The organism is Rhodococcus sp. T2V, from assembly GCF_029269925.1.
Lineage (GTDB): Bacteria > Actinomycetota > Actinomycetes > Mycobacteriales > Mycobacteriaceae > Rhodococcus_F > Rhodococcus_F koreensis.
This window is the reverse complement of sequence record NZ_JARJBD010000041.1, coordinates 46,929-68,288: the sequence shown is the minus strand read 5'-3', so window position 1 is coordinate 68,288 and position 21,360 is coordinate 46,929. Positions and strand designations below refer to the sequence as shown.

At 68.2% G+C, this 21,360-nt stretch carries 21 protein-coding genes and 2 pseudogenes; 10 read left to right on the top strand and 13 right to left on the bottom strand.

The genetic code is table 11. The annotated features are described in order from the left end of the window. Positions 1-116: 116 nt before the first annotated feature. A pseudogene (locus P3H15_RS29625) lies at positions 117-221 on the bottom strand (TetR family transcriptional regulator); the annotation flags it as partial. A gap of 198 nt (positions 222-419) precedes the next feature. Here P3H15_RS29625 and P3H15_RS29620 point away from each other — a divergent pair. After that, a complete protein-coding gene (locus tag P3H15_RS29620; protein ID WP_276140486.1) occupies positions 420-1,286 on the top strand; it encodes a crotonase/enoyl-CoA hydratase family protein in 867 nt (288 codons plus the stop codon). 137 nt (positions 1,287-1,423) lie between these two features. Beyond that, positions 1,424-2,410 (top strand): annotated as a pseudogene (locus P3H15_RS29615) (NAD(P)H-dependent flavin oxidoreductase); the annotation flags it as partial. A gap of 114 nt (positions 2,411-2,524) precedes the next feature. On the opposite strand, the gene P3H15_RS29610 reads toward P3H15_RS29615, so the two are convergent. The 7 genes from P3H15_RS29610 to P3H15_RS29580 are packed head-to-tail and all read right to left on the bottom strand — an operon-like array spanning position 2,525 to position 8,407. Beyond that, positions 2,525-3,049, bottom strand: coding sequence for a flavin reductase family protein (locus P3H15_RS29610; RefSeq protein WP_276140485.1), 525 nt, complete (start codon positions 3,047-3,049; stop codon positions 2,525-2,527). Between the two features lie 7 nt (positions 3,050-3,056). Further along, positions 3,057-3,404, bottom strand: a complete 348-nt coding sequence (locus P3H15_RS29605; RefSeq protein ID WP_276140483.1) for a cupin domain-containing protein — start codon at positions 3,402-3,404, stop codon at positions 3,057-3,059. A 6-nt stretch (positions 3,405-3,410) separates the two neighbouring features. Beyond that, positions 3,411-4,868, bottom strand: a complete 1,458-nt coding sequence (locus P3H15_RS29600; RefSeq protein ID WP_276140482.1) for a pyrrole-2-carboxylate monooxygenase subunit — start codon at positions 4,866-4,868, stop codon at positions 3,411-3,413. Position 4,869: 1 nt separating this feature from the next. Beyond that, complete coding sequence (locus P3H15_RS29595) at positions 4,870-5,547, bottom strand: DUF2848 domain-containing protein (protein WP_276140481.1); 678 nt, start codon at positions 5,545-5,547, stop codon at positions 4,870-4,872. After that, entirely contained in the window at positions 5,544-6,356 is an 813-nt protein-coding gene (locus tag P3H15_RS29590; RefSeq protein ID WP_276140480.1) for a carbon-nitrogen family hydrolase, read from the bottom strand. Before P3H15_RS29590 ends, P3H15_RS29595 begins: the two co-directional genes overlap by 4 nt. Positions 6,357-6,373: 17 nt before the next feature. Next, a complete protein-coding gene (locus P3H15_RS29585) occupies positions 6,374-7,018 on the bottom strand; it encodes a GntR family transcriptional regulator (RefSeq protein WP_276140479.1) in 645 nt (214 codons plus the stop codon). A gap of 21 nt (positions 7,019-7,039) precedes the next feature. After that, a complete protein-coding gene (locus P3H15_RS29580) occupies positions 7,040-8,407 on the bottom strand; it encodes an MFS transporter (protein ID WP_276140478.1) in 1,368 nt (455 codons plus the stop codon). A gap of 327 nt (positions 8,408-8,734) precedes the next feature. On the opposite strand from P3H15_RS29580, the gene P3H15_RS29575 reads away from it, so the two are divergent. Further along, the gene (locus P3H15_RS29575; RefSeq protein WP_276140476.1) at positions 8,735-10,348 is read left to right on the top strand and encodes an amidohydrolase; all 1,614 of its coding nucleotides are present in this window, start codon (positions 8,735-8,737) and stop codon (positions 10,346-10,348) included. Positions 10,349-10,357: 9 nt separating this feature from the next. Here the strand turns inward: P3H15_RS29575 and P3H15_RS29570 are convergent, their stop codons facing one another. Next, a complete protein-coding gene (locus P3H15_RS29570; RefSeq protein WP_276140475.1) occupies positions 10,358-10,987 on the bottom strand; it encodes a TetR/AcrR family transcriptional regulator in 630 nt (209 codons plus the stop codon). A gap of 161 nt (positions 10,988-11,148) precedes the next feature. Between P3H15_RS29570 and P3H15_RS29565 the strand changes: the two genes are divergently transcribed. The 4 genes from P3H15_RS29565 to P3H15_RS29550 all read left to right on the top strand — a co-directional run bounded on the left by P3H15_RS29565 (position 11,149) and on the right by P3H15_RS29550 (position 14,635). Next, positions 11,149-12,642, top strand: a complete 1,494-nt coding sequence (locus P3H15_RS29565; RefSeq protein WP_276140474.1) for an APC family permease — start codon at positions 11,149-11,151, stop codon at positions 12,640-12,642. Positions 12,643-12,771: 129 nt separating this feature from the next. Then, positions 12,772-13,179, top strand: coding sequence for a hypothetical protein (locus P3H15_RS29560; RefSeq protein ID WP_276140473.1), 408 nt, complete (start codon positions 12,772-12,774; stop codon positions 13,177-13,179). A gap of 218 nt (positions 13,180-13,397) precedes the next feature. Continuing rightward, complete coding sequence (locus P3H15_RS29555; RefSeq protein WP_276140472.1) at positions 13,398-13,985, top strand: hypothetical protein; 588 nt, start codon at positions 13,398-13,400, stop codon at positions 13,983-13,985. 20 nt (positions 13,986-14,005) lie between these two features. Further along, the gene (locus P3H15_RS29550; RefSeq protein ID WP_276140471.1) at positions 14,006-14,635 is read left to right on the top strand and encodes a nucleoside/nucleotide kinase family protein; all 630 of its coding nucleotides are present in this window, start codon (positions 14,006-14,008) and stop codon (positions 14,633-14,635) included. Between the two features lie 24 nt (positions 14,636-14,659). Here P3H15_RS29550 and P3H15_RS29545 read toward each other — a convergent pair whose 3' ends face one another. Beyond that, the gene (locus tag P3H15_RS29545) at positions 14,660-15,661 is read right to left on the bottom strand and encodes a Gfo/Idh/MocA family oxidoreductase (protein WP_276140470.1); all 1,002 of its coding nucleotides are present in this window, start codon (positions 15,659-15,661) and stop codon (positions 14,660-14,662) included. Position 15,662: 1 nt separating this feature from the next. Further along, positions 15,663-16,847: a Gfo/Idh/MocA family protein gene (locus tag P3H15_RS29540; protein WP_276140469.1), complete on the bottom strand. Its 1,185-nt coding sequence runs from the start codon at positions 16,845-16,847 to the stop codon at positions 15,663-15,665. 86 nt (positions 16,848-16,933) lie between these two features. Between P3H15_RS29540 and P3H15_RS29535 the strand changes: the two genes are divergently transcribed. Next, a complete protein-coding gene (locus P3H15_RS29535; RefSeq protein WP_276140468.1) occupies positions 16,934-18,010 on the top strand; it encodes a LacI family DNA-binding transcriptional regulator in 1,077 nt (358 codons plus the stop codon). A 43-nt stretch (positions 18,011-18,053) separates the two neighbouring features. On the opposite strand, the gene P3H15_RS29530 is transcribed toward P3H15_RS29535, so the two are convergent. Both P3H15_RS29530 and P3H15_RS29525 read right to left on the bottom strand, forming a co-directional pair. Next, positions 18,054-18,413, bottom strand: coding sequence for a universal stress protein (locus P3H15_RS29530; RefSeq protein ID WP_124391936.1), 360 nt, complete (start codon positions 18,411-18,413; stop codon positions 18,054-18,056). 36 nt (positions 18,414-18,449) lie between these two features. Continuing rightward, positions 18,450-19,892 carry a sugar porter family MFS transporter gene (locus P3H15_RS29525; RefSeq protein ID WP_276140467.1) on the bottom strand — a complete coding sequence of 481 codons (1,443 nt, stop codon included), beginning with the start codon at positions 19,890-19,892 and terminating at the stop codon, positions 18,450-18,452. A gap of 153 nt (positions 19,893-20,045) precedes the next feature. Between P3H15_RS29525 and P3H15_RS29520 the strand changes: the two genes are divergently transcribed. Next, positions 20,046-20,681, top strand: a complete 636-nt coding sequence (locus P3H15_RS29520; RefSeq protein ID WP_276140466.1) for a TetR/AcrR family transcriptional regulator — start codon at positions 20,046-20,048, stop codon at positions 20,679-20,681. Then, on the top strand, positions 20,681-21,343 hold the full coding sequence (locus P3H15_RS29515; RefSeq protein WP_276140465.1) for an enoyl-CoA hydratase-related protein: 663 nt from the start codon (positions 20,681-20,683) through the stop codon (positions 21,341-21,343). Before P3H15_RS29520 ends, P3H15_RS29515 begins: the two co-directional genes overlap by 1 nt. The last annotated feature ends 17 nt before the right edge of the window (positions 21,344-21,360 follow it).

Here is a 21,360-nt window from a genome sequence, read left to right as displayed (position 1 = left end):
CCGCCCACGTCGCGGAACGCGACTTCATAGACCCGCTCCGGATGCCCGCGCGAGACCCGGCCTTCGAACACTCGTAGTTCACCACTCGGGCGCGTGGTGAGCCGAAAAGCTGTGGATCACCCCGCGGAGCGCGTCAACAGGGCTGTGGGACTCGGACCGGCTGCCGAGGCGACGGCTCGCATGGTCGTGCCGTGAAAGCCCTTCTCGGCGAACGCAATGACCGCGGCGTGGAGCGGTCGGGCGCGGCAGGGGGTGTGACGAGGCCCACACGAGGTGCGCTCCCCCTGTCTCTTGACGGGAGTGTCACTCCTGTACGAATCTAATCAAAAGATTAGATAAGCAAACGCTTAGAAATTGGGACGGCTGTACTCGCAGGATCCGCCACACCAGACACATCAGCCAACCCACCAGGAGATCCGATGACCTACGAAACCTTGGACTGGACCGTTGACCACGACGGCATCGCTACGTTGACGCTCAACCGCCCCGAGGCACTGAACGCGTTCACCCTCACCATGGCGCGCGAGCTGCTGGACGTGTTCCTGACGCACGCGCGCAACGACGCCGTGCGGGCGGTGGTCGTGACCGGCGCCGGGCGCGCGTTCTGCGCGGGCATGGACCTGACCGCCGAGGGCAACGTGTTCGGGCTCGATGAGTCGCTTGCGCCGACGCCGGAGGACTTCCGGGCGGCGTACGACGAGCCGCCGTATGCCGACGGGATCCGCGACACCGGCGGCAAGGTCACCCTTGCGATCCACGCGCTGCCGAAGCCGGTGATTGCCGCGATCAACGGGCCCGCGGTGGGTATCGGCGCGACCATGACGCTGGCCATGGACCTCCGGCTGGCCTCGACGAAGGCCCGGATCGGGTTCGTGTTCGGGCGGCTGGGGATCGTGCCGGAGGCCTGCTCGTCGTGGTTCCTTCCCCGCATCGTGGGCATCCAGCAGGCACTGGAGTGGGTCTACTCCGCCGACATCCTGACCGCCGAGCAGGCACACGCCGGGCGGCTGGTGCGCAGCCTGCACGAGCCCGACGACCTGCTCCCGGTGGCGTACGACCTTGCCCGTTCGTTTGTGCGGGACCGATCGCCCGTCGCGCTCGGCCTGGCCAAGCAGCTGCTCTACCGCAACAGTGCCGCCGCCGAGCCGCTGGAGGCGCACCTGACCGACTCGCTGGCGATGTTCTGGACATCGATCGGCGACGGCAAGGAGGGCGTGGCCGCGTTCTTGGAAAAGCGCACACCGCACTTCACCGGCAAGGCCTCGGACCTGCCCAGAATCCTCTGAAGAACGGGCCTGCCGATTCCATCGCCGTGACCTGGACTGTCCGTCGGGGCGACGTGATCGCAAGGAGCCCTTTATCGCGTTGCGCATCCGTGGCGTGCCTGCGCCCACGTTGACAAGCAGATCAAACCAGAACGAGGAAGTGTATGTTTACCACCCCTTTCACTGAGGCCTTCGGGATCGAGCACCCCATCGTGTGCGGCGGCATGACCGCCGTCGGCACCGCCGACCTGATCAGCGCGGTGGCCAACGCCGGCGCACTCGGATTCCTCACCGCCCTCACCCAGCCCACCCCCGAGGCGTTGGTCAAGGAGATCGCCCGCTGCCGCGACCTCACCGACAAACCGTTCGGCGTCAACCTGACGATCCTGCCGACCATCCAGCCGGTGCCTTACGGCGACTACCGCGACGCCATCATCGACAGTGGCATCACCATCGTCGAAACCGCCGGCGGCAACCCCGCCCCGCACCTGCCTTCGTTCAAGGCCGCGGGTGTGAAGGTGATCCACAAGGCGGTCTCGGTCCGGCACGCCGTCAAGGCCGAGCAACTCGGCGTCGACGCCGTCAGCATCGACGGCTTCGAATGCGCCGGGCACCCCGGCGAGGACGACGTTCCCGGACTCGTGCTCATCCCGGCGGCGGCCCGGGCCCTGTCGATCCCGATCATTGCCAGCGGCGGAATCGCCACCGGCGCAGGCCTCGTCGCCGCGCTCGCGCTGGGAGCGTCGGCGGTGAACATGGGCACCCGGTTCATGGCGACCACCGAGGCGCCCATCCACCACAACGTGAAACAACAGATCGTGCAGAACACCGAACGCGACACCGTCCTCGTCTTCCGCGAGTTCCACAACTCCGCCCGCGTCGTCCGCAACTCGGTCTCCGAGGAAATCGCCACCCTCTCACGCGAACCGGGTGCCACCTTCGACGACATCGCGCACCTGGCCAGCGGTGCCCGCGGCCGCGAACAGGTGTACGCCAACGGCGACGTCGAAGGCGGCATGTGGTGGGCCGGCCAGGCTCAGGGCCTGATCCACGACATCGACAGTTGCGAGGCAGTAGTGGACTCGATTCTCACCGAAGCTCAGCACCTCGTCACGCGCGTGTTGCCCGAACAGCTTCGACGCTGAACACCCTCCTTGTCGAGGAGGTGATGAGCCCCTTCGGGACGGAGCCGGACACAAGAGTGCGATCGCCGGCGCACCACGAGGGATGCGCCGGCGAGCAGGTGCGCGGCGGGCCGATCAGAACAACCAGGGAACCTCGTCGTGGCCGAAGTCGTGGAAGTCGCCGAACCGCCCCGAATAGAACACCAGGCCGGTGCCTTCGCGGCAGCGCATGTCGGTGACTTCGCCGTAGAAGACGCGGTGGTCCCCGATGTCGTGGGCGCTGTGGACCCTGCATTCGAGTTGGGCCAGAGCGTCTTTGATCAGCGGCAGGCCCGAGCGGCTGCGATCGCAGGGCAGGTCGTCGAAGCGGGCGCCGCCGCGGGTGGCGAACCGCCGGGCGAGTGCTTCCTGACGGGACCCGAGGATCGAGACGGCGAACGCGCCCGCGGCCTCCACGGCCTCGGTGGTGCGGGAACCGTGGGTGAGTGAGACGAGCAGGATCGCCGGGTCCAGACTGATCGAGGTCAGCGAGCTGATCGTCATGGCGCTGGGGTCGCCGTCGCCGTCGTCGGCGCTGACGACGGCGACTCCGGTGGTGAACCGGCCCATGCTGCGCCGCATGTCCGTGGGGGTGGGGGCGTGGAATGCCGGAAGGGTCATCGCGGGCCTACTTACTGTGGTACCGGACTTCGAAGGTGACGACGCCTTCGTCCGTGCTCCAGGGGCCGTGGGGCATGCCGGGCGGCCGGCACGCGTACATTCCGGCGGTGAACGTCTCGCCGAGCGTGAGGTCGGTGAACGACCCCTCGAGGATGTAGACCTCCTCCCAGAAGTCGTGCTTCTGCACGCCCATGGGGGTGGAGTCGGCGCCGGCTTCGTAGCGCAGGATCCGGGTAGCAACGTTGCCCTCGGGGTCCTTGGAGAGGATGCGCTCGGTGATCTTCGGGTCGTCACCGGGGCACACGGTCCGCTCGACGTCGGTGACCGGGAAGAATTCGAATTCGGGCTTGGCCATGAGGGTTTACTCGCTTTCTGCTTTGTAGCCGTCGGTGAACTGCTGCACTGCCGCGACGGCGCTGTCGTAGTCGTAGTTGCGGTACGTGTACGCGCCCTTCACCACGAAAGGAGCGCCGGCGTAGAACATCTCGTACTGCTGGTGCCGTCCGGCGAATTCGGAGCCGATGATGTCCCAGGCCAGTTTGAAGAGCTTGATGCGCTCCTCGGACGGCACTCCCGGCGACTGGACGTAGTGTTCGATGTCCCGGGACGTCAGCGGGCTGGTGAGGTCCCTGACGCTCGACGGGAGTTGTAGCACGCCGCCGCCGACGAGGTCGCGCAGGATCGCGATCACCCGCGGGTAGATCTCCGACTGCAGGCCCATCGACCCGTACAGGGCCTGCCTGCCCGGCAACCACATCCCGGCCGAATCGGGCTCGGCGGTGTATTCGGCGGCCAGCACCGCGGACCGGACCCCGCTGACGAGCGCGGCGAGTTCGCCGAGCTTTTCCTGCACGCTGGGGATCTTGTCGACGCCGTTGACCTGGGTGACGCGACGCGCGACGCCGGCGATGAATTCCAGCTTCGTCGCGAACCGGATCTGCGCCTGCCAGTTGCCGAGAACGTGTGCGCCCGTCTCGAAGAACTGACGGCGGACACCGGTGGTGTCGCGGTCGACGAACACCCGATCCCACGGCACGAGGACGTCGTCGAAGACGAGGAGCGAGTCGGGCTCGTCGTAGCGGCAGGTCAGGGGGTAGTCGAACGAACTCGTCGCGGCCGGGACGTACGGGCGCCGGACGTACTGCTTGAGGCCGGGGGCGTTGGCCGGGACGACGAATCCGACGGCGAAGTCCTTGTCGTCCGGGCCGAGCGGTTTGATGCACGAGACGAAGATTTCGTCGGCGATCGCGCCGCCGGTGGCAAGCATCTGCGATCCGCGGATGACCAGACCCTCCGGGGTCTCCTCGACCACGCCGGCCTGCAGGTATTCACCCTCCCAGCCCGACGCCGTCGTCGCCCGGGAGACCTGCGGCGGGATGATCGCGTACGAGACGTAGAGGTTCTCGTCGAGCAGGCGCCGGTACAACGCGGAGACGTTCGCCCCGAAATCGTGGTCGCCGTCGGCGGCGAACACCTCGGGATGCGCCGCGAACGCGGCCAGGAACGTCCCCACGTGGTCGGGGCTGCGGCCGATCCAGCCGTGCGTGTGCCGCGCCCACCGCTCGATGGCCTCCCGCCGCTGCGCGAGTTCCTCCCGCGACCGCGGAATCGAGAACACCCGATTGGCCGGGTTCCCGGTTTCGGGGGCGGCGTACTGCATGCCGTTGGCCTCGTCCGCGGCGAGGTCGAACATCTCGGCCATCGTCCGGGTCACGGGCGCGAAGGCCGGGTGGGTGGTGACGTCGTCGATCTTCTCCCCGTCGACGAGCACGACTCGCCCGTCGTTCAGGGAGGCCAGGTAGTCGGCTCCGGTGCGCATGTCAGTGTCCTTCAGTGGTGTAGGTGTGGGTGAGGGTCCGGCCGTCGGGCAGGGTGAGTTCGAGGTCCCACCGGTGTCCGGGGGTGAACTTTCCGTCGAGCAGCGGCAGGGTGCCCGCGAAGCAGAGCAGGTCCTCGCCGGTGTCGCCGATCCGGTCGGCGAAGATCTGCAGAAGATTGTGCGGGGTGCGGAGATTGGCCAGTGTGCCGTCCTGGTACAGCACCCCGTCGACCCACGACCGGGCCCGGCAGGCGTCCCAGTCGAACGACGCCCAGTCCTCGATCTCCACGACGGCCGGGCCCACCGGCTTGGGGCACGCGCGCTTGGAGTCGCCGATGTCGACGGTCTCGAGTTGGCGGTCGGTGTGATCGGAGCCGACACCGAGGTAGTACCGCCCCCGGTGCCGCAGGATCACCGGCTCCACCTCGCCCGACGTGTGCGCGCCGGTGACCGGCGCCTGCGCCGCGGTGGTGATCGTCGCGATCTCGACGGGGTAGAACATCGGGACCTGCGCGGGCGGTGCGACACCGATGGCGGCGAGTTCGTCGATATGATGTTGCACCGCCGCTTCGTCGCGGCCGGTGTATCCGGCGACCAGGGTCCGGACGTCGTCGAATCGCAGGGTCTCGGAAGAGTCGAGGGTGTCGAAGGTGAGCACCTGCGTGGTGGCGCCGGTCATGACAGGACCTTTCTGCGGTTGAGGAAGCTGTAGTCGTCGAGCCGGTCGTTCAAGACCGGGAACTCGGCGCGGGTGCGGTCGACCGCGGTGGGGTCGATCTCGGCGATGGTGATGCCCTCGGCCGAATCGGCCTCGGCGATCACCGTTCCCCACGGGTCGACGATCCGGCTGTGGCCGCCGAGTTCGACGGAATTGTGGGTGCCGGTGGCGTTGCAGGCGATCACGAAGACCTGGTTGTCGACGGCGCGGGCCGACGTCAGCAGCCGCCAGTGCTCCCTGCGGGCCTTGGGCCAGGCCGCCGGCACGATGACGAGTTTCGCTCCGGCGGCGACCAATTCGGTCCACAGTCCGGGAAAGCGCAGGTCGTAGCAGGTGGTGGCCGCGATCGGGCCGAACGGGGTGTCGGCGGTGTGGATCTGCGTTCCCGGTTGCAGGAATTGCGCTTCGAGGGAGGCGTATCCGAAAACGTGAACTTTGCTGTAGTGGTGGTGGATCTGGCCGTCCGGGCCGATCAGGACCGCGGTGTTGCGCAGTCTGCCCTCTTCGCCCTGCTCGACGATGCTGCCGGCGTGGATGTAGCAGCGCTGTTCGACGGCGACGGACGCCAGAACCTGGACGGTTCCGCCATCGAGAGTTTCGGCGGCCGCGGCGTAGTCGTCGAAGTGGTTGTATCCCACGCGCCACAGTTCGGGCAGAACGATGAGGTCGACGCTGTCGTCGAGTCGGGTCAGGAGGTGGCGCACGCGTTCGAGCCGGTGCGCGGGGGTTTCGGAATCGGGGCTGGCCAGCTGGGCCAGGGCTATCTTCATGGGTTTCCTTCGTGCCGTTAGATGTTCGGCCGTTTCATGGATTGCAGCGTGGTGTCGAGGTGCTCGCGCACCGCCTGGACCGCAGCGGCGGGATCTCCGGCCGCGATCGCGTCGGCGATGGCGCGGTGCTCGACGAGAACCTGCTTCTTGCGGGTCTCGTCGGCCATGACGATGCGGATTCCCATCCGCATCTGACGGTCCCGCAGCGAGCTGTAGAAGTTGTTCATCAGGGGGTTGCCGGCCGCGCGAATGATGGCCGTGTGGAATTCGAGGTCGTGTGCGATGAAATCGACCGGGTCGGTGTCGTTCTCCTGCAGTTCCAGGAGGATGCGGAGCCGGTCCGGCACCAGGCCCGGTTGGGGCGCCACCTCGGTGACGGACCATTCCTCGACCACCCGGCGGGCCTGCATGATGGCTTCGACGTCGCTGTCGGACAACGCCGGGATGAACGCGCCCTTGTGGGGCACCCGGCGGATGAATCCTTCGGCCTCGAGGCGCAGCAACGCCTCTCGCACCGGGGTGCGTGAGATGCCGGAGGACGCGGCGACCTGCGCCTCGGACAGGAACATCTCTTCGTCGCGGGGCAAGGTGATGATGGTGTTCTTCAGCCACTCGTAGGCCAGCTCCGGTGCGGTTGCTCCGGTGGTCTTCGATGTCGGCATGGCTTGCCCCTTCGAGGAGAGTCAGTTGATGACGGACGCAGGCGTTTCCGGCGTCCGGGACATCGCCTCATCACCCACGGCCGCGAGATCCACGGACTGAGTTTCCCGCGCGAGGAGTGAGGCGATCAGGGAGATGACTCCCATGGCGGCGAGGTAGGCACCGATGGCGTATCCGGTGCCGAACCGGGTGTAGAGCGCGATCGCGATGATCGGGGCCAGCGAACCGGCGAGGACCGACGCGAGGTTGTAGGCCAGCGAGACTCCGGAGTACCGGACCTCGGTGGGAAACAGTTCCGAGAAGAACGCGCCGATCACGGCGCTGTAGGCCGCGAAGATCAGCAGCCCCACCGCCACCGCGAGGGTGATCGCCGCTGGATTCTTCGTGTCCAGCAGGGCGAAGAACACGAACGCCCACACGATGGTGGCGGCGGACGCGCCGATGTAGATCGGTCGCCGGCCGATCCGGTCGGCGAGCACGGCGAACATCGGGATCGTCACCAGGGCGACGACCATACCGATCATGACGGCGTTCAATCCGGTGCTGCGGTCGAGTTCGAGGATCTGGGTGATGTATGTGATGACGAACAGCGAGAAGATGTAGAAGCCGGCGTTCTCGCCGAAGCGGGTGAAGGCCGCGAGAAGGATCTGGCGCCAGTGTCCCCGGACGGCCGCGGCGAGCGGCATGCCGTTCTTCTCGGCAGGCGCGGTGTCCCGGGACTGCTCGAACAGCGGGGTCTCCGCGACGTACAGCCGGAGCACCAGACCGATGATCACCAGCAGCGCCGACAGTCCGAACGCGATCCGCCACCCCCACGACAGGAACGCGTCCTCCGACAGCGTGGACCCGAGGACGGCGAGCACCCCGGCGGCCAGCAGATTGCCCAGCGGCGGACCGAGATTGGGCCACGCGGACCAGAACGCCCGTCTCGTCGAATCGCCGTGCTCGGAGACCAGCAGGACGGCGCCACCCCACTCGCCGCCGAGGGCGAAGCCCTGCACCAGCCGCAGGAGCACCAGCATCAGCGGTGCGGCGACGCCGATGGACGCGTAGGTGGGCAGGAACGCGATGAGGAAGGTCGACACCCCCATGAGCATCAGGCTGGCGATCAGGGTGGCGCGCCGGCCTTTGACGTCCCCGAAGTGCCCGAGCACCGCGGCGCCGAGCGGGCGCGCGACGAAGCCGACCGCGTAGGTGGCGAACGCGAGCATGGTGCCCACCAGGGGATCGTCGGTGGGGAAGAACAGCTTGTTGAACACCAGCGCTGCCGCGGTTCCGTACAGGAAGAAGTCGTACCACTCGACTGCGGTTCCGGCGAGGCTCGAACCTGCGATGACGGGCAGGCTGGTGTGGGGTCTGCGGTTGATAGATTTGTCGTTGGCGGTTGCCATAGTCGACTCCTAGGTCGAATCGTCGCTACGTGACGAGCTGCACGTCCTTGCGCCTACCTCCAAGTAGGCGACTCGAACGGTCGCGCAGATGGTGCTGCCTGGGCTCGGTGGTTGCTCCAACAACCGCCGAGCCCGCTTTTTCTCTTGCCTCCGTCCGACTGTGAAGCCGATCACCAAAGGCCGTACACCAGTTGTATACGACCGGTCTACGATCCGCAAGAGGGGTCCGGGCTCTCCGTTTCAGCCCCGTGACCCGGCATCTCTTGACGCCGGCCCGCGCACGACCTAGCTTAATCGAATCATATTCGATTAGTTGAAGGAGGGACCGTGAACGCCGAACTGCTGGTGGTCGGAGGCGCGGTGCACACCGGTGATCCCGACCTACCCGTCACCGACGCGCTCGCCGTGTCCGGCGGTCGCGTCGTCGCGCTGGGGGAGCGGGCGCGTGCCCTGCGGGCGAGCGGTACCGAGGTGATCGACCTGGGCGGCGGCGCGTTGTTGCCGTCGTTCGGCGACGGGCACGTCCACCCGTTGCTCGGCGGCCTCGGATTGCGCGGCGCCGCGATCCGCGACTGTGGCAGCGTCGAGGAGGTCCTCCGCGAGGTGCGCCGCTGGGCGGACGAGAATCCTGGGGCCGAGTGCGTCTTCGGGGACGGGGTGTCGCCGACGCTCGCGCCCGGCGGGCGCTTCGAGGCGCGCTGGCTCGACAGCGTGGTCCCGGACCGGCCGGTGGTCCTGCGCACGATGGACCATCACACCGCCTGGGTCAACAGTGCGGCGCTGCGGCGGGCCGGCCTGACGCGGGACACCCCGGACCCGGCCGGCGGCGAGATCGTGCGGACCGCCGACGGCGAGTTGCTCGGCACCCTGCGTGAATGGGGTGCGATCGATCCGGTGCTCGCGCTGGTGCCGGAGGCGACTCTCGACGTCCGGGTCGACGCGCTCGCGTCGGTATCGAGAATGCTTGCCGCCGCGGGCATCACGTGGGTGCAGGACGCGTGGACCGAACTGGACGACGTCGACGTGTGGCTGACGGCCGCGGACCGCGGACTACTCGCGTCCCGCGCCAATCTCGCGTTCCGCGCCACCCCGGAGAGCTGGGAGGCCGACCGGGAGGCGTTCGGCGCGGCACGGAAGCGGGTCGGGGAACGCGGCGGCGACACGGTCAAGGCGGGAACGGTCAAGTTCTTCGCGGACGGCGTGATCGAGGCGGGCACCGCGGCCCTGCTGGCGCCCTACACGGATTGTCCGCACTCCCACGGCATCAGCAACTGGACGACGGACGAACTGTGCCGGGCGGCGGCCGAGGTGGACCGGCTGGGATTCCAGATCCACATCCACGCCATCGGCGACGCGGGGGTGCGCATGGCGCTCGACGCGATCGAGTACGCCGACCGGTGCAACGGTCCCCGGGATCGGCGCGCCACCATCGCGCATCTGCAGTTGGTCGACGGCGACGACCTCGACCGGTTCGTCTCGCTCGGGGTGGTCGCCAACTTCCAGCCGTTGTGGGCCCAACTCGACGCCCTGATGACGGAATTGACGATTCCGCGGATCGGCGCCGAGCGGAGCGCGCAGCAGTATCGGATCGGAACGCTGTCCGAGCGCGGCGCGCGGGTGGCCTTCGGCAGCGACTGGCCCATCACCGCGTACGAGCCGATCAAGGGCATCGCCACCGCGATCCACCGGCAGACACCGTCCGGCATCCCGTCGGAGGGATGGCTCCCGCGGGAACGCGTCGGCCTCGAACGGGCCCTCGCCGCGTATTCGGCCGGCGTCGCCTATCAGGGCTTCGAGGAGAACCTGTGGGGCCGGCTGCTGCCGGGAATGCGCGCCGACATGATTCAGCTGCCGGTCGATCCGTACGACCTGTCGTCCACGCAGGCGCTCGGCGAGCTCGCCGTGACCCGAACCTGGCTGGGCGGCAAGCGGGTTCGCTGACGCCCGGTGCTATCGCCGCACTGCGCCGCGGTCCTGCAGGAGGGCGCGAAAGCCCGCGAGCAGTGCCGCCAGGCCGGTTTCGAACGCCTGCTCGGCCCGCTCCGGGCCGCGGGGTGCGGCGGCGAGCGCCCGGGTCAGCGCGTCGTCGGCCGTTGTCGCGTCCGCTTCGATCATGACCTCCGGCGCGGCCGCGTCCAGGGCGGCCCCGAGAAGGAAATTCTCCGCGGCGGTGATGACGGCCATGATGTGGTCGTCCGGGAAGCCCGCGTCGCGCAGACCGGTGGCCGCCGAGTGATACACGGACAGCGAACCGGGATCGCGCACCGTCTCGGTGGCGAGGAGGCGGATGGCGGTGGGGTGCCTGCTGAACGCTGCCCGATACGACCGCGCCCACTCGGACAGGGCCTCGTCCCACGGCAGGCGTTCGAACGACGATCCGTCGATTTCCCTGACGACGCGGTGGCGCACCAGCTCGACGACGGCGGCGCGGCCCTTGGCGTGGTGATAGATCGACGACACCTGCACGTTCAGGTGCCGGGCCAGATCCGGCATCCGGAAGTCGCCGTCACGATCGACGAGTTCGAGTGCCGCCTCCGCGATGCGTTCACGGTCCAGGCGTGCGACGCGGGGTCTGCCCATCGCTGCACCCACCTTTCCAATCGAAATTCATTCGATTATGCCCTTGTGGCGCCGGTCACTTCGTTCTAGTCTAATCGAAACACATTCGATTGTTTCTCGTCGCGGATCCGCGCCCTGGTTTCCCCGTCGTTGCGCCCCTGCCCGGACTGGAGAAGTTCCCCATGAAGAAAACCGCACCCGGACCCGCCTCCGGCGCGCAACTCGAGGGCGGCGCCCTCGGCACCGCCGGCATCGTGTTCTTCGTCGTCGCGGCCGCCGCGCCGTTGCTGGTGATGGCCGGCGTCGCGCCCCTGGCGCTGAACGTCGGGGGCCTCGGGGCGCCCGGCGGGTACATCCTGGCCGGGCTCGCGCTGGGCGTGTTCGCGATCGGCTTCACCGCGATGAGCAAGTACATCCACAACGCGGGAGCGTTCTACTCGTACATCTCGATCGGGCTCGGCCCCCGATGGGGTCTTGCGGCCGCGGTCCTCGCCCTCGTGTCCTACAACGCTCTCGAGATCGGGATCTTCGGCGCCCTGGGGTATTTCACTCAGTCGACCATGGCGGATCTGATCGGCCTAGACCTCCCGTGGGGGCTGTGGTCGCTGCTCGGCGTCGGGCTCATCTGGTTCCTCGGGTCGCGATCGGTCCACGTCGGCGCGCGGTTCCTGATCCTGCTGCTGAGCGCCGAGACCGGGATTCTGGTTCTGCTCGCCGCCGCCGTCCTCCTTCGCGGCGGCGCCGAGGGCCTCGGTGTCGAGTCGTTCGCTCCCGCCCACGTGTTCAGCCCCGGCCTGGGCGGGGTGCTGACGCTCGCGTTCGCCGCGTTCATCGGGTTCGAGGCGACCGCTCTGTACCGGGAGGAGGCGAAAGACCCGTCCCTCACGATCCCCCGGGCGACGTACCTGGCGGTCGCGTTCCTCGGACTCTTCTACGCCTTCATGGTGTGGATCATCATCCAGGCGTACGGCCCCGATCAGGCGCTCGCGCTCGCCGCCTCCGATCCCGCCGCAATGTACTTCGACGCCATCGAGAACTACGTCGGCGGCTGGGCGAGCACGCTCATGGAACTGCTGATCATCACGAGCATCCTCGCGAGTCTGCTGGCGTTCCACAACGCGATCACCCGCTACACCTTCGCGTTGTCGCGCGAGCACGTACTGCCCCGGGTGCTCGGCAAGCTGCACCCCGTCTACAAGTCGCCGTATGTGGCGAGCGCCGTGCAGAGTCTGCTCGCGGCGATCGTGATCGCCGGGTTCGCGCTCGCAGGCGCCGACCCCTACCTCCAGCTCCTGCTCTGGGTGAATTCGCCCGGGGTCGTGGGCATCGTCGTCCTCCAGGCCATGGCCGCCGCAGCCGTTCTCGCCTTCTTCTGGCGGGATCGCCGCGGGCATTCGGTCTGGAGAGTCCGGGTGGCCCCCGCCGCCGCCCTCGCCCTGTTGACGTACGCGACGTGGCTGATCGTGGCCAAGATGGACCTGCTCACCGCCGCCGGACCCGCCGTGAACACGATCCTCGTCGCCGTCACGCCGGTCAGCCTCGTGATCGGGTTGGCCCTCGGCACGCGGCTCGCGCGACGCAACCCCGACCTCTACGCGCGACTGGGCACCACCGACGTGGACGCCGAACCCACGGTCTCGGCGGAGGTGCCGGGCAATGCCGATCGGGCACGGTGACCTAGACGTGTCCGCTCCCCGGACGAAAACGTCGACCCGCCGCGCCTCGTCGGAGCCGTACCCGTTCCGTAACGAATCGTCCCCGGATTCGGACATATCAGCGGAATCCGAACCAGGGGAGGGATCGACGTGGGTCGAGTAGTGCGACGGTTGATGATCGGGGTGCTCGCGGTGAGCGCATGGATCGGGGGCGCGGGGCAGGCGTTCGCCGAGCCGCCACAGTTCGACGGCGTGACCACCCTCCAAGTCCCCGGAACGGTGGTCGGCTGGCCGCTGACCCGTGGGGGTGCGTTCTACAACCCCGTCGTCCACCACGGGCACGGGCAGATCTATCCGACCCCGGACGGCTACGGATACGAGTTCCAGTGGATCAACCTGTCTACCGGGGCCTCCGGGGTCATCACGGACCTCACTCCCGGCCGCGACGCGGTCATCACCGGCCCCGGTCAGGTGCTCGTCAGCGTGACCGCTCATCTCCCTGGCCTCTACGACGTGTACGGCACACCGAGCGTCGGCACGTTCTACGTGGCGCCGTAGGCGCGAGATCGCGGCGAGGAGCGCAGACTTCCTCACGCGCGATTGGGCGCTCACAGCGGGGCGCACTCGGTCGGTGGACGCTGTGAAATTTTCCTTGACAGTGTGTCGTGCGAGTGAATAGGTTGTTGCCTACGTCACTGACACTGTGTTGTGTGAACGGACGCACTGTCCAGGCTTTGACCCGTCCCATCCCGAACCATCGACCGAGGCGGTCCACCATGTCTTCGCAGACCAAGGGAATACTGATTCAGGCGGTGCTCGGCGCCGTCCTCATCTCGATTCTGATGATCCCGTTCCAGGGCCTGACTCCCTTCGCTCCGTACAGCGCGATGCTTATCCTTCCGGTGATGCTTTTCTTCACGCTCCAGGCGCCGCCGAAGGCCCTGCTGGGGATGTTTCTGAGCTTCGCGTGCGGTGTCGGCTGGGCTGGATTGTTCCTGCTCGTCAAGGACGCCCTGCCCGGGGTGCCGTTCGAACTGATGATGGGGGTCGGCGTGGCCGTCGTCATCTTCCTGGTCCTGTCGGTGCACCCGATTTTGCTGGGGCGCACACCCTTCGGGCTCGTCCCAGCGGTGCTGCTGGGGCTGATCGAGTCGCTGCTCGTGACGATGATGGCCCCGATGCTCGTCGACGGCGTACCGGAATTGAACCTGCTCTGGCTGCTCGTCGTCTTCGGTTACGGCTGCCTCATGACGCTGATCCTCGTGGCGGTCCAGGACCGGCTGATCAGCGCGGTGCTCGGGACGACCTGGCGTTCCGCTCCGACGGAGGACGCACCCACACGTGCACCACGAGTAGTGGGCTGAGCGGGGACTACGGTCTGCCTATGGACGACGGTCGACTCGAGGGACTCGTCGCGCGTGCCCGGGCGCTGGCCGAACCGGGCACGCGCCGCGTTCTCGGCATCGCGGGACCACCGGGCTCGGGCAAGAGCACGGTGGCCGCGGCGGTGCTGGCGGGGTTGGGATCGTCCGCGGTGGTCGTGCCGATGGACGGATTCCACCTGGCGGGTGCGGAACTGGCCCGCCTCGGCCGGGCCGGACGCAAGGGCGCACCGGACACGTTCGACGCCGCCGGGTACGTGGCACTGCTGCACCGGATCCGGGAACCGAGGGGCGAGACGGTGTACGCCCCGCAGTTCCACCGCGAGGTCGAGGAGTCGTACGCCGGGTCGATCGCCGTCCCGCCGGACGTTCCGCTGGTGATCACCGAGGGCAACTACCTGCTCCTCGACGAGCCGCCGTGGTCGGCGGTGCGTGACCTGCTCGACGAAGCGTGGTTCCTCGCCCCGGACGACGACGAGCGCGTCGCCCGGCTCGTCGAGCGGCACGTCCGATTCGGCAAGTCACCCGACGAGGCGCGAGAGTGGGTGCGGCGCAGCGACGAACGCAACGCCGCGTTGGTTGCACCCGGCCGCGCCCGGGCCGACATCGTCGTCCTCGGAGACCCCGTGTGACCCGGTGTGACCCGGTGTGACCCTTCAGGCCGGGTACTCGATCGGCTCCATCCGACCGCTGCTGAGTGAGCGGGTCGCGGCCTCGGCGATCGCCTGCGCCTTCAACGCCTCCGACAGCGTGGGTCCGATGGCGGCGCCGTTCTCCAGCGCGTCGACGAAGTGGTCGAGTGCGATGCGGTAGCTGGCCCGGATCCTCTCGAACCATCCCGCGTGCATCCCGTCGTCGACCACGCGGCCCTCGCTGTACCGGGAAACGGACCCGGCGCGCTGACGTCGCGCCTCGACCATGCCGGTGGAACCGAGCACCTCGATGCGTTCGTCGTAGCCGTAGCCGATCCGACGGGTGGAGTCGATCTGGACGAGTGCGCCGCCGGGCAGACGCAGGGTGACCGCCGACGTGTCGACGTCGCCGTACTCGGCGAGGCGGGGTTCGGCCAGTGTGGAACCGGTCGCGAACACCGACTCGGGGTCGAGCCCGGAAATCCACCGGGCCAGGTCGAAGAAGTGGACGGTCTGGTCGCGCATCTGCCCGCCGGACACGGCGATGTACTCGAGGGGCGGCATCGACGGACCCCGGCTGGTCATCTGGATCAGCTCCACCGAGCCGATCTCGCCGGACGCGACCACCCGCTGCAGTTCGGCGTAGTCGCGATCGAAGCGGCGGTTGAAATCGACCATCGCCCGCAGCGACCGGGAGTCGGCGAAGCGCACGATGTCGACGGCGCGCGCGAGGTCGAGATCGATGGGCTTCTCGCACAGTGCCGGGATTCCCGCCGTCGCCGCGGTACGGAGATGCTCGGCGTGGGTGTCGGTGGACGACGCGATGAAGACGGCGTCGATCGCCGTGGGATCGAAGACTTCCGCGAGATCGGTGGTCGCGCGGCTGCCGTGCCGCTTGGCGAGGTCCGTCGCGCGCGCGAGGTCGATGTCGAAGACGAGGGCCAGGTCGACGTCGGGGTGCGCGGCGAGGTTGGCGCCGTGAACTCCGCCGATGAACCCGGCTCCGATGAGTGCGAAACGCTGCATGTCAGATACCGACCTTTTCGTGTGCGAAAGCGGGAACGATCCAGGCCGAGTCGGCGTCGTGGGAGGCGGCCGTCGCCTCGACGAACTGGACGCCGATCAGCCCGTCGCGTCCGGTGGGGAAGGACAGATCGCGGATGGTGGTGGGCTCGCCGTCGCGGCGGGCGCGGAGTTCGTCCGCGAGGTCGCGGTAGAAGTTCGCGAACGCCTCGAGGAATCCCTCGGGGTGTCCCAGGCCGGGACGGGTGAGCCGGGTGGCGTCCTCGGACAGGGTGCGCATTCCCTGCGCGAGGATCGTGGTGCCGCCGTCGAGGTCGCGGACCGTCAGGTGGTGCGGATCCTCGTGCCGCCATTCGATGCTCGCCGTGTCGCCGAAGACCCGGATGCGCAGGCCGTGCTCGTTGCCGGTGGCGGCCATGCTCGCCCAGAGCGTCGCGGGTGCCCCGTTGGACAGGGTGAGGCGCACGGTGGCGTTGTCGAACACCCGCCGCCCGGGAACGAGGGTGTCCAGTTCGGCCGATACCCGAGTCGCCTCGAGACCGGTGACGAAGCGCAACAGCTGGAAGGCGTGGGTACCGAGATCGCCGACGACGCTGGGGAATCCCGCGATATCGGGGTCGGTGCGCCATCGCGCCTGCCGGTGCGCGCCGAGTTCGAGGGGCGTCGCCGCCCACCCGGACGCGTGTTCCACCGCCACGAACCGGATGTGTCCGAGGTCGCCGTCGCGCACCATCCGGGCCGCGTGCCGGACCATGGCGTAGGCCGAATAGCAGTGCGGGACGGCCAGAATCGCCCCGGAGGTCTCGGCGATCGCGACGAGTTCCGCCGCCGACTCGGAGTCGCGGGTGAGGGGCTTCTCGCACACCACCGAGATGCCTGCCTCGAGGAACGTCCGGGCGATGTCGAAGTGGCTGTCGTTCGGGGTGGTCACGGCCACCACGTCGACGCCGTCCTCGCGGGTGGATTCCCGTTCGGCCATCTCCCGGTGGTCGCGGTAGGTGCGCTCGGCCGGCACGCCGAGGCTGTCCGCGATCTGCGCCGACGCCGCGGCGTCCCGCCCGAAGACCCCCGCCCGCAGGTCGTAGCGGTCGTCCAGGCGCATCGCGTAGCGGTGGGTCTTGCCGATGTCAGCACCCTGCCCGCCGCCGACCATGCCCGCGGACAGCCGCAGACTTCCGTGCTCGCTCAACTCGGCTCCTTCCGGAAAGGGACAAACGTGGACCGGTCCCAGTTGTGATGAGCGTAACACGGCCCCGGCTCCATATGCTGTCCCTCGTGAACGAATCAGATCGCGGCACGGCCGAGGGCGAGACGACGGACGTGGCGCCGGGAGCGTCGTCGTTTCGCCCACCGACGATCCGCGACGTGGCCGCGCGAGCGGGGGTGTCGAAATCGCTGGTGTCCCGGGTGCTCCGCGGCGAGGCGAACGTCAGCCCCGCCCGCCGCGAGATGGTCACGCAGGCGATGAAGGAACTCGACTACCGGACGAACACCATCGCCCGCGGATTGTCCGAATCACGCAGCGGCACAGTCGGGGTGATGTTGAACGACCTCCGCAACCCCTGGTTCGTCGAACTGCTCGAGGGGATGACGACGACGCTCGACGCCGTCGGAATCGCGCCGGTGCTGGCCGACAGCCACCTGGATCAGCGCGTCGGGCGGGACACCGTCGAGACCCTGCTGTCGCAGCGGATCGACGGGTTGGTGGTGGTGGGAACCACCGACGCCGGCCCCGCGATCGAACGGGCCGCGGCCCTCGTCCCCGTCGTCCTCGCCGGAACCCACGAACCGAGTCTGCCGAACGTCGACATCGCGGCGGACGACGACATCGCCGGTGCCCGGCTGGCCACCCGGCATCTACTGGACCTCGGCCATCGGCGGATCGCCTACCTGCAGGGTCCCGGAGTGGTGGGCACTCTGCGCCGCGACGGATTCACCGAAGCGATGACCGAGGCCGGGTGCGGCGATCTCGCGTCCGTGCAGTTCGCAGGCATGACCGAGGAGAGCGGATACGTCGCGGCCGGTCGTGTGCTCGATGCCGAACCCCGGCCGACGGCGATCCTCGCGTTCAACGACGTCACGTGCGTCGGGGCGCTGTCGGCGGCCGACGACCGCGGCCTGAGAGTCCCCGACGACCTCTCGCTCGTCGGGTACGACGACACGTATCTCGCGCGGATCCGGCACCTGTCGCTGACGTCGGTCAACAACGGAAACTTTGCCGTCGGTGCGCAGGCCGCGAAATTCCTGCTGCAGCGGCTGGAGCGACCGTCGCAGTCGCGGCGCATCCACCTGCACGCCCCGACGCTCAGTGTTCGCCGTTCGACAGCGGCGCCCGGCGGCGGGAAGGGGTGACCTCCCTGCCGCCGGGCGCCGCGATGGAACGTGAAACCAGCTTTTACTGAGGGGTTTTGACCGCGAGAACCGGGATCGGGGATTGCAGGATGAGGCGCTGGCTCACGCTGCCGAGCAGCGCCTTGCCGACCGCGCTGCGGCGCTTGACCCCGATCACGAGGCGTTCGATGTCGGGCCGGTCGTCGATCAGATCCAGTACGGCGGTCGCGGGATCGCGGTCGCCGCGGCCGATCCGGTCGAGGACGGTCACCCCGTCGTCGGCGAGGGTGTGCACCTCTTCGGGTTCGGTGAGGGAGAGGTTCACCACCAGCAGATCGGTGTCCAGCATCGCGGCTTCCTTCTTGCCTGCGAGGAGGGCGTGCGATCCTTCGGAAGTATCGGTCACTGCTACGAGCACTGTCATGGGATCAACCTTTCACGGGACTCGGTGCGGAGCCGGTCACGAATACTCGCGCCGGAACTGCTCTTCGAGTTCCTCGAGGGAGCGGCCGCGGGTTTCCGGAACCTGGGTGGTGATGAACACGAGAGCCAGCACGCCGAGGCCCGCGAAGATGAAGAAGGTGGCCGCGATTCCCAGTGCTGCCACGAGGGGTGGGAAGACCAGCGCGACAATCGCATTCGCGATCCACAGCATGAAGATGCAGACGCCGATGGCGAAGCTGCGGATCTTCAGCGGGAAGATCTCCGACAGCATCAGCCACACCAGGGGGCCGATCGTGCCCTGCATCGAGAAGACGAACAGAACCACGAACACGAGGATGAAGTAGGCCTTCGCGGTGCCGTCGGGCAGCAGGAAGGCCGACAGGCCGACGAGGAGATGGAACGTGGTGGTGAGCACGAACCCGCCGATGAGCATCTTGCGACGGTCGATCCGGTTGATCAGGGCGATGCCGGTGAGGACGCCGAGCACGCTGAACAGTCCGTTGAGGGTGTTCGCGACAATGGCTGCGTTGGAGGAGAATCCGGCGTCGCCGAGCAGCTGGGTGCCGTAGTACATCACCGAGTTGATGCCGGTGGCCTGCTGGAACACGCCCAGGCCGACGCCGATGAAGATGAGGCGGCGGATCCACTTCACCGACAGGTCCGCGGGGCCGCCGGTCTGCGCGAGCTTCTCTTCCTCCGCGAGCGCCTGGACCTCCTCCAGTTCGGCACGCGCCCGCTCCGGGGACCGGACCTGCAGGAGCACGGCGAGCGCTTCGTCGTGCCGATCCTGCGACATCAGCCAGCGCGGGCTCTCCGGCATCCTCAGCATTCCGGCGAACAGGACGATGGCCGGAGCGACGGCGATCAGGAGCATGAAGCGCCAGACGCTGTCGTGCTCACCCCAGATGTTGAAGATGACGGCGTTGATCACGAATGCGGCGAACTGCCCGCACACGATCATGACCTCGTTGCGGGAGACCACGCTGCCGCGCCGTTCGGCGGGGGAGATCTCGGCGAGGTAGACGGGCACCGTCGCGGATGCGCCGCCGACGGCGAGGCCGAGGACGAAGCGGAACAGTGCGAGTATCTCCCACGTGGGCGACAGCACGCAGCCGAGCGTGCCGATCATGAAGATGATCGCGAGTACCAGGATGTTGTGCCGGCGTCCGTACCGGTCGGACATCCGGCCGCCGATGAGGGCGCCGATCGCGGCGCCGAAGATCAGGATGCTCACCACCAGGCCCTCGGTGAACGAGGTGAGCTGGAGGTCGTCCTTGAGCGGTGCGAGTGCGCCGTTGATGACTCCGGTGTCGTATCCGAAGAGCAGGCCGCCGAAGGTGGCGACGACGGCGATGACGCCGAGCCTGTGCGAGTGCCGTCCAGGCGCGTCGGCGGGCAGGGGCTGGGCGGTAGTTCGGGTGAGATCGCTGGCCATGAACATCTCCTCGACGTATTCCATGTGCAGAACACGTAATGTGTTTATGTCCGGACAAAGCTAACCCATTGTGACTCGGGGCACAACGGCTGGCTCATCATCGAACGGCTCCCACCGCGCGCTAGGCCAATACCTACCGATGAGTAATAGAACGCATGATCTGTTATCGTTCGACGTATGCCCAGGCCACGCATCCACGACCTCGACGCCGCGCTCGACACCGCCGAACGGCTGGCCGTCGAGGGCGGGCCGAGCGCGGTGACGCTGCGGGCGGTCGCCGCCGCCACGGAGATGTCCAACGGCGCCATCTATCACGCATTCGGCTCCCGCGGAGGGCTCGTCGGACGCGCATGGTTACGGGCGGCACACCGGTTCCTCGACCTGCAACAGCAATCGGTCGAGCACGCGCTGGAGCGGGGTCCCGTGGACGCCGTTGTCGCGGCCGCCGACACCCCGGCCGTCTTCGCCGAGAAGTTCCCGCAGTCGTCGCGGCTCCTGCTCACCGTGCGCCGCGACGAACTGCTCGGATCCGACGTCCCCAAAAACGTCGCGGACGAGTTGGCGCGCCTCGACTCCGTCCTCGTCGACCTGTTCGTCCGGTTGGCGCATGTGTTGTGGGGGCGCAGGGACGGTCGCGCGGTCGAGGTGATCGAAGCGTGCGTCGTCGGACTCCCCACCGGACTGCTGCTCCGTGCCCAGCGGAAACCGGACGACGCCATGCGCCGGCGTCTGGAGGTGGCGGTCCGCGCCGTCCTCACCCTCGACCCCCCGCCCCCGGGGAAACGTCACGACAGCACCACGAAAGGTTCCTGATGACCGCCACTTTGACGTACCGCGACAAGATCGCCGTCCTCGACCTCGGCGACGACGAGAACCGTTTCTCCCCCGAGTGGCTCGACACCGTCGACGGTCTCCTCGACGACGCGCACGAGCACGGCGCGCAGGCCCTGGTCACCACGGCCACCGGAAAGTTCTACTCCAACGGCCTCGACCTGGAGTGGCTGCTGGCCAACGGCGACCGCGCGGACTGGTACGTCGGGCGCGTGCAGGCCCTGTTCAGCCGAATTCTGACGCTCCCGCTGCCGACGGTGGCCGCGGTCAACGGGCACGCGTTCGGCGCGGGCGCCATGCTGGGAATCGCCCACGACTACCGGGTGATGCGGTCGGACCGCGGGTTCTACTGCTTCCCCGAGGTCGACATCCACATCCCGTTCACCCCGGGCATGGCGGCGCTGATCCAGGCCAAGCTGACGCCGCAGACCGCGATCACCGCCATGACCACCGGTCACCGGTACGGCGGCACCGAGGCGCACACCAGCGGGCTGGTCGACAGGACCGCGCCCGAAGGCGCGGTCCTGGGTGCCGCTGTCGACCTGATCTCGCCGCTCGCGGGGAAGGACGCCGGCACGCTCGGTGCGATCAAGTCGACCATGTTCGCGCCCGCCGTCGCCGCGCTCGCCACGGGCCGTTCATAACCTGCTGATACGAAACC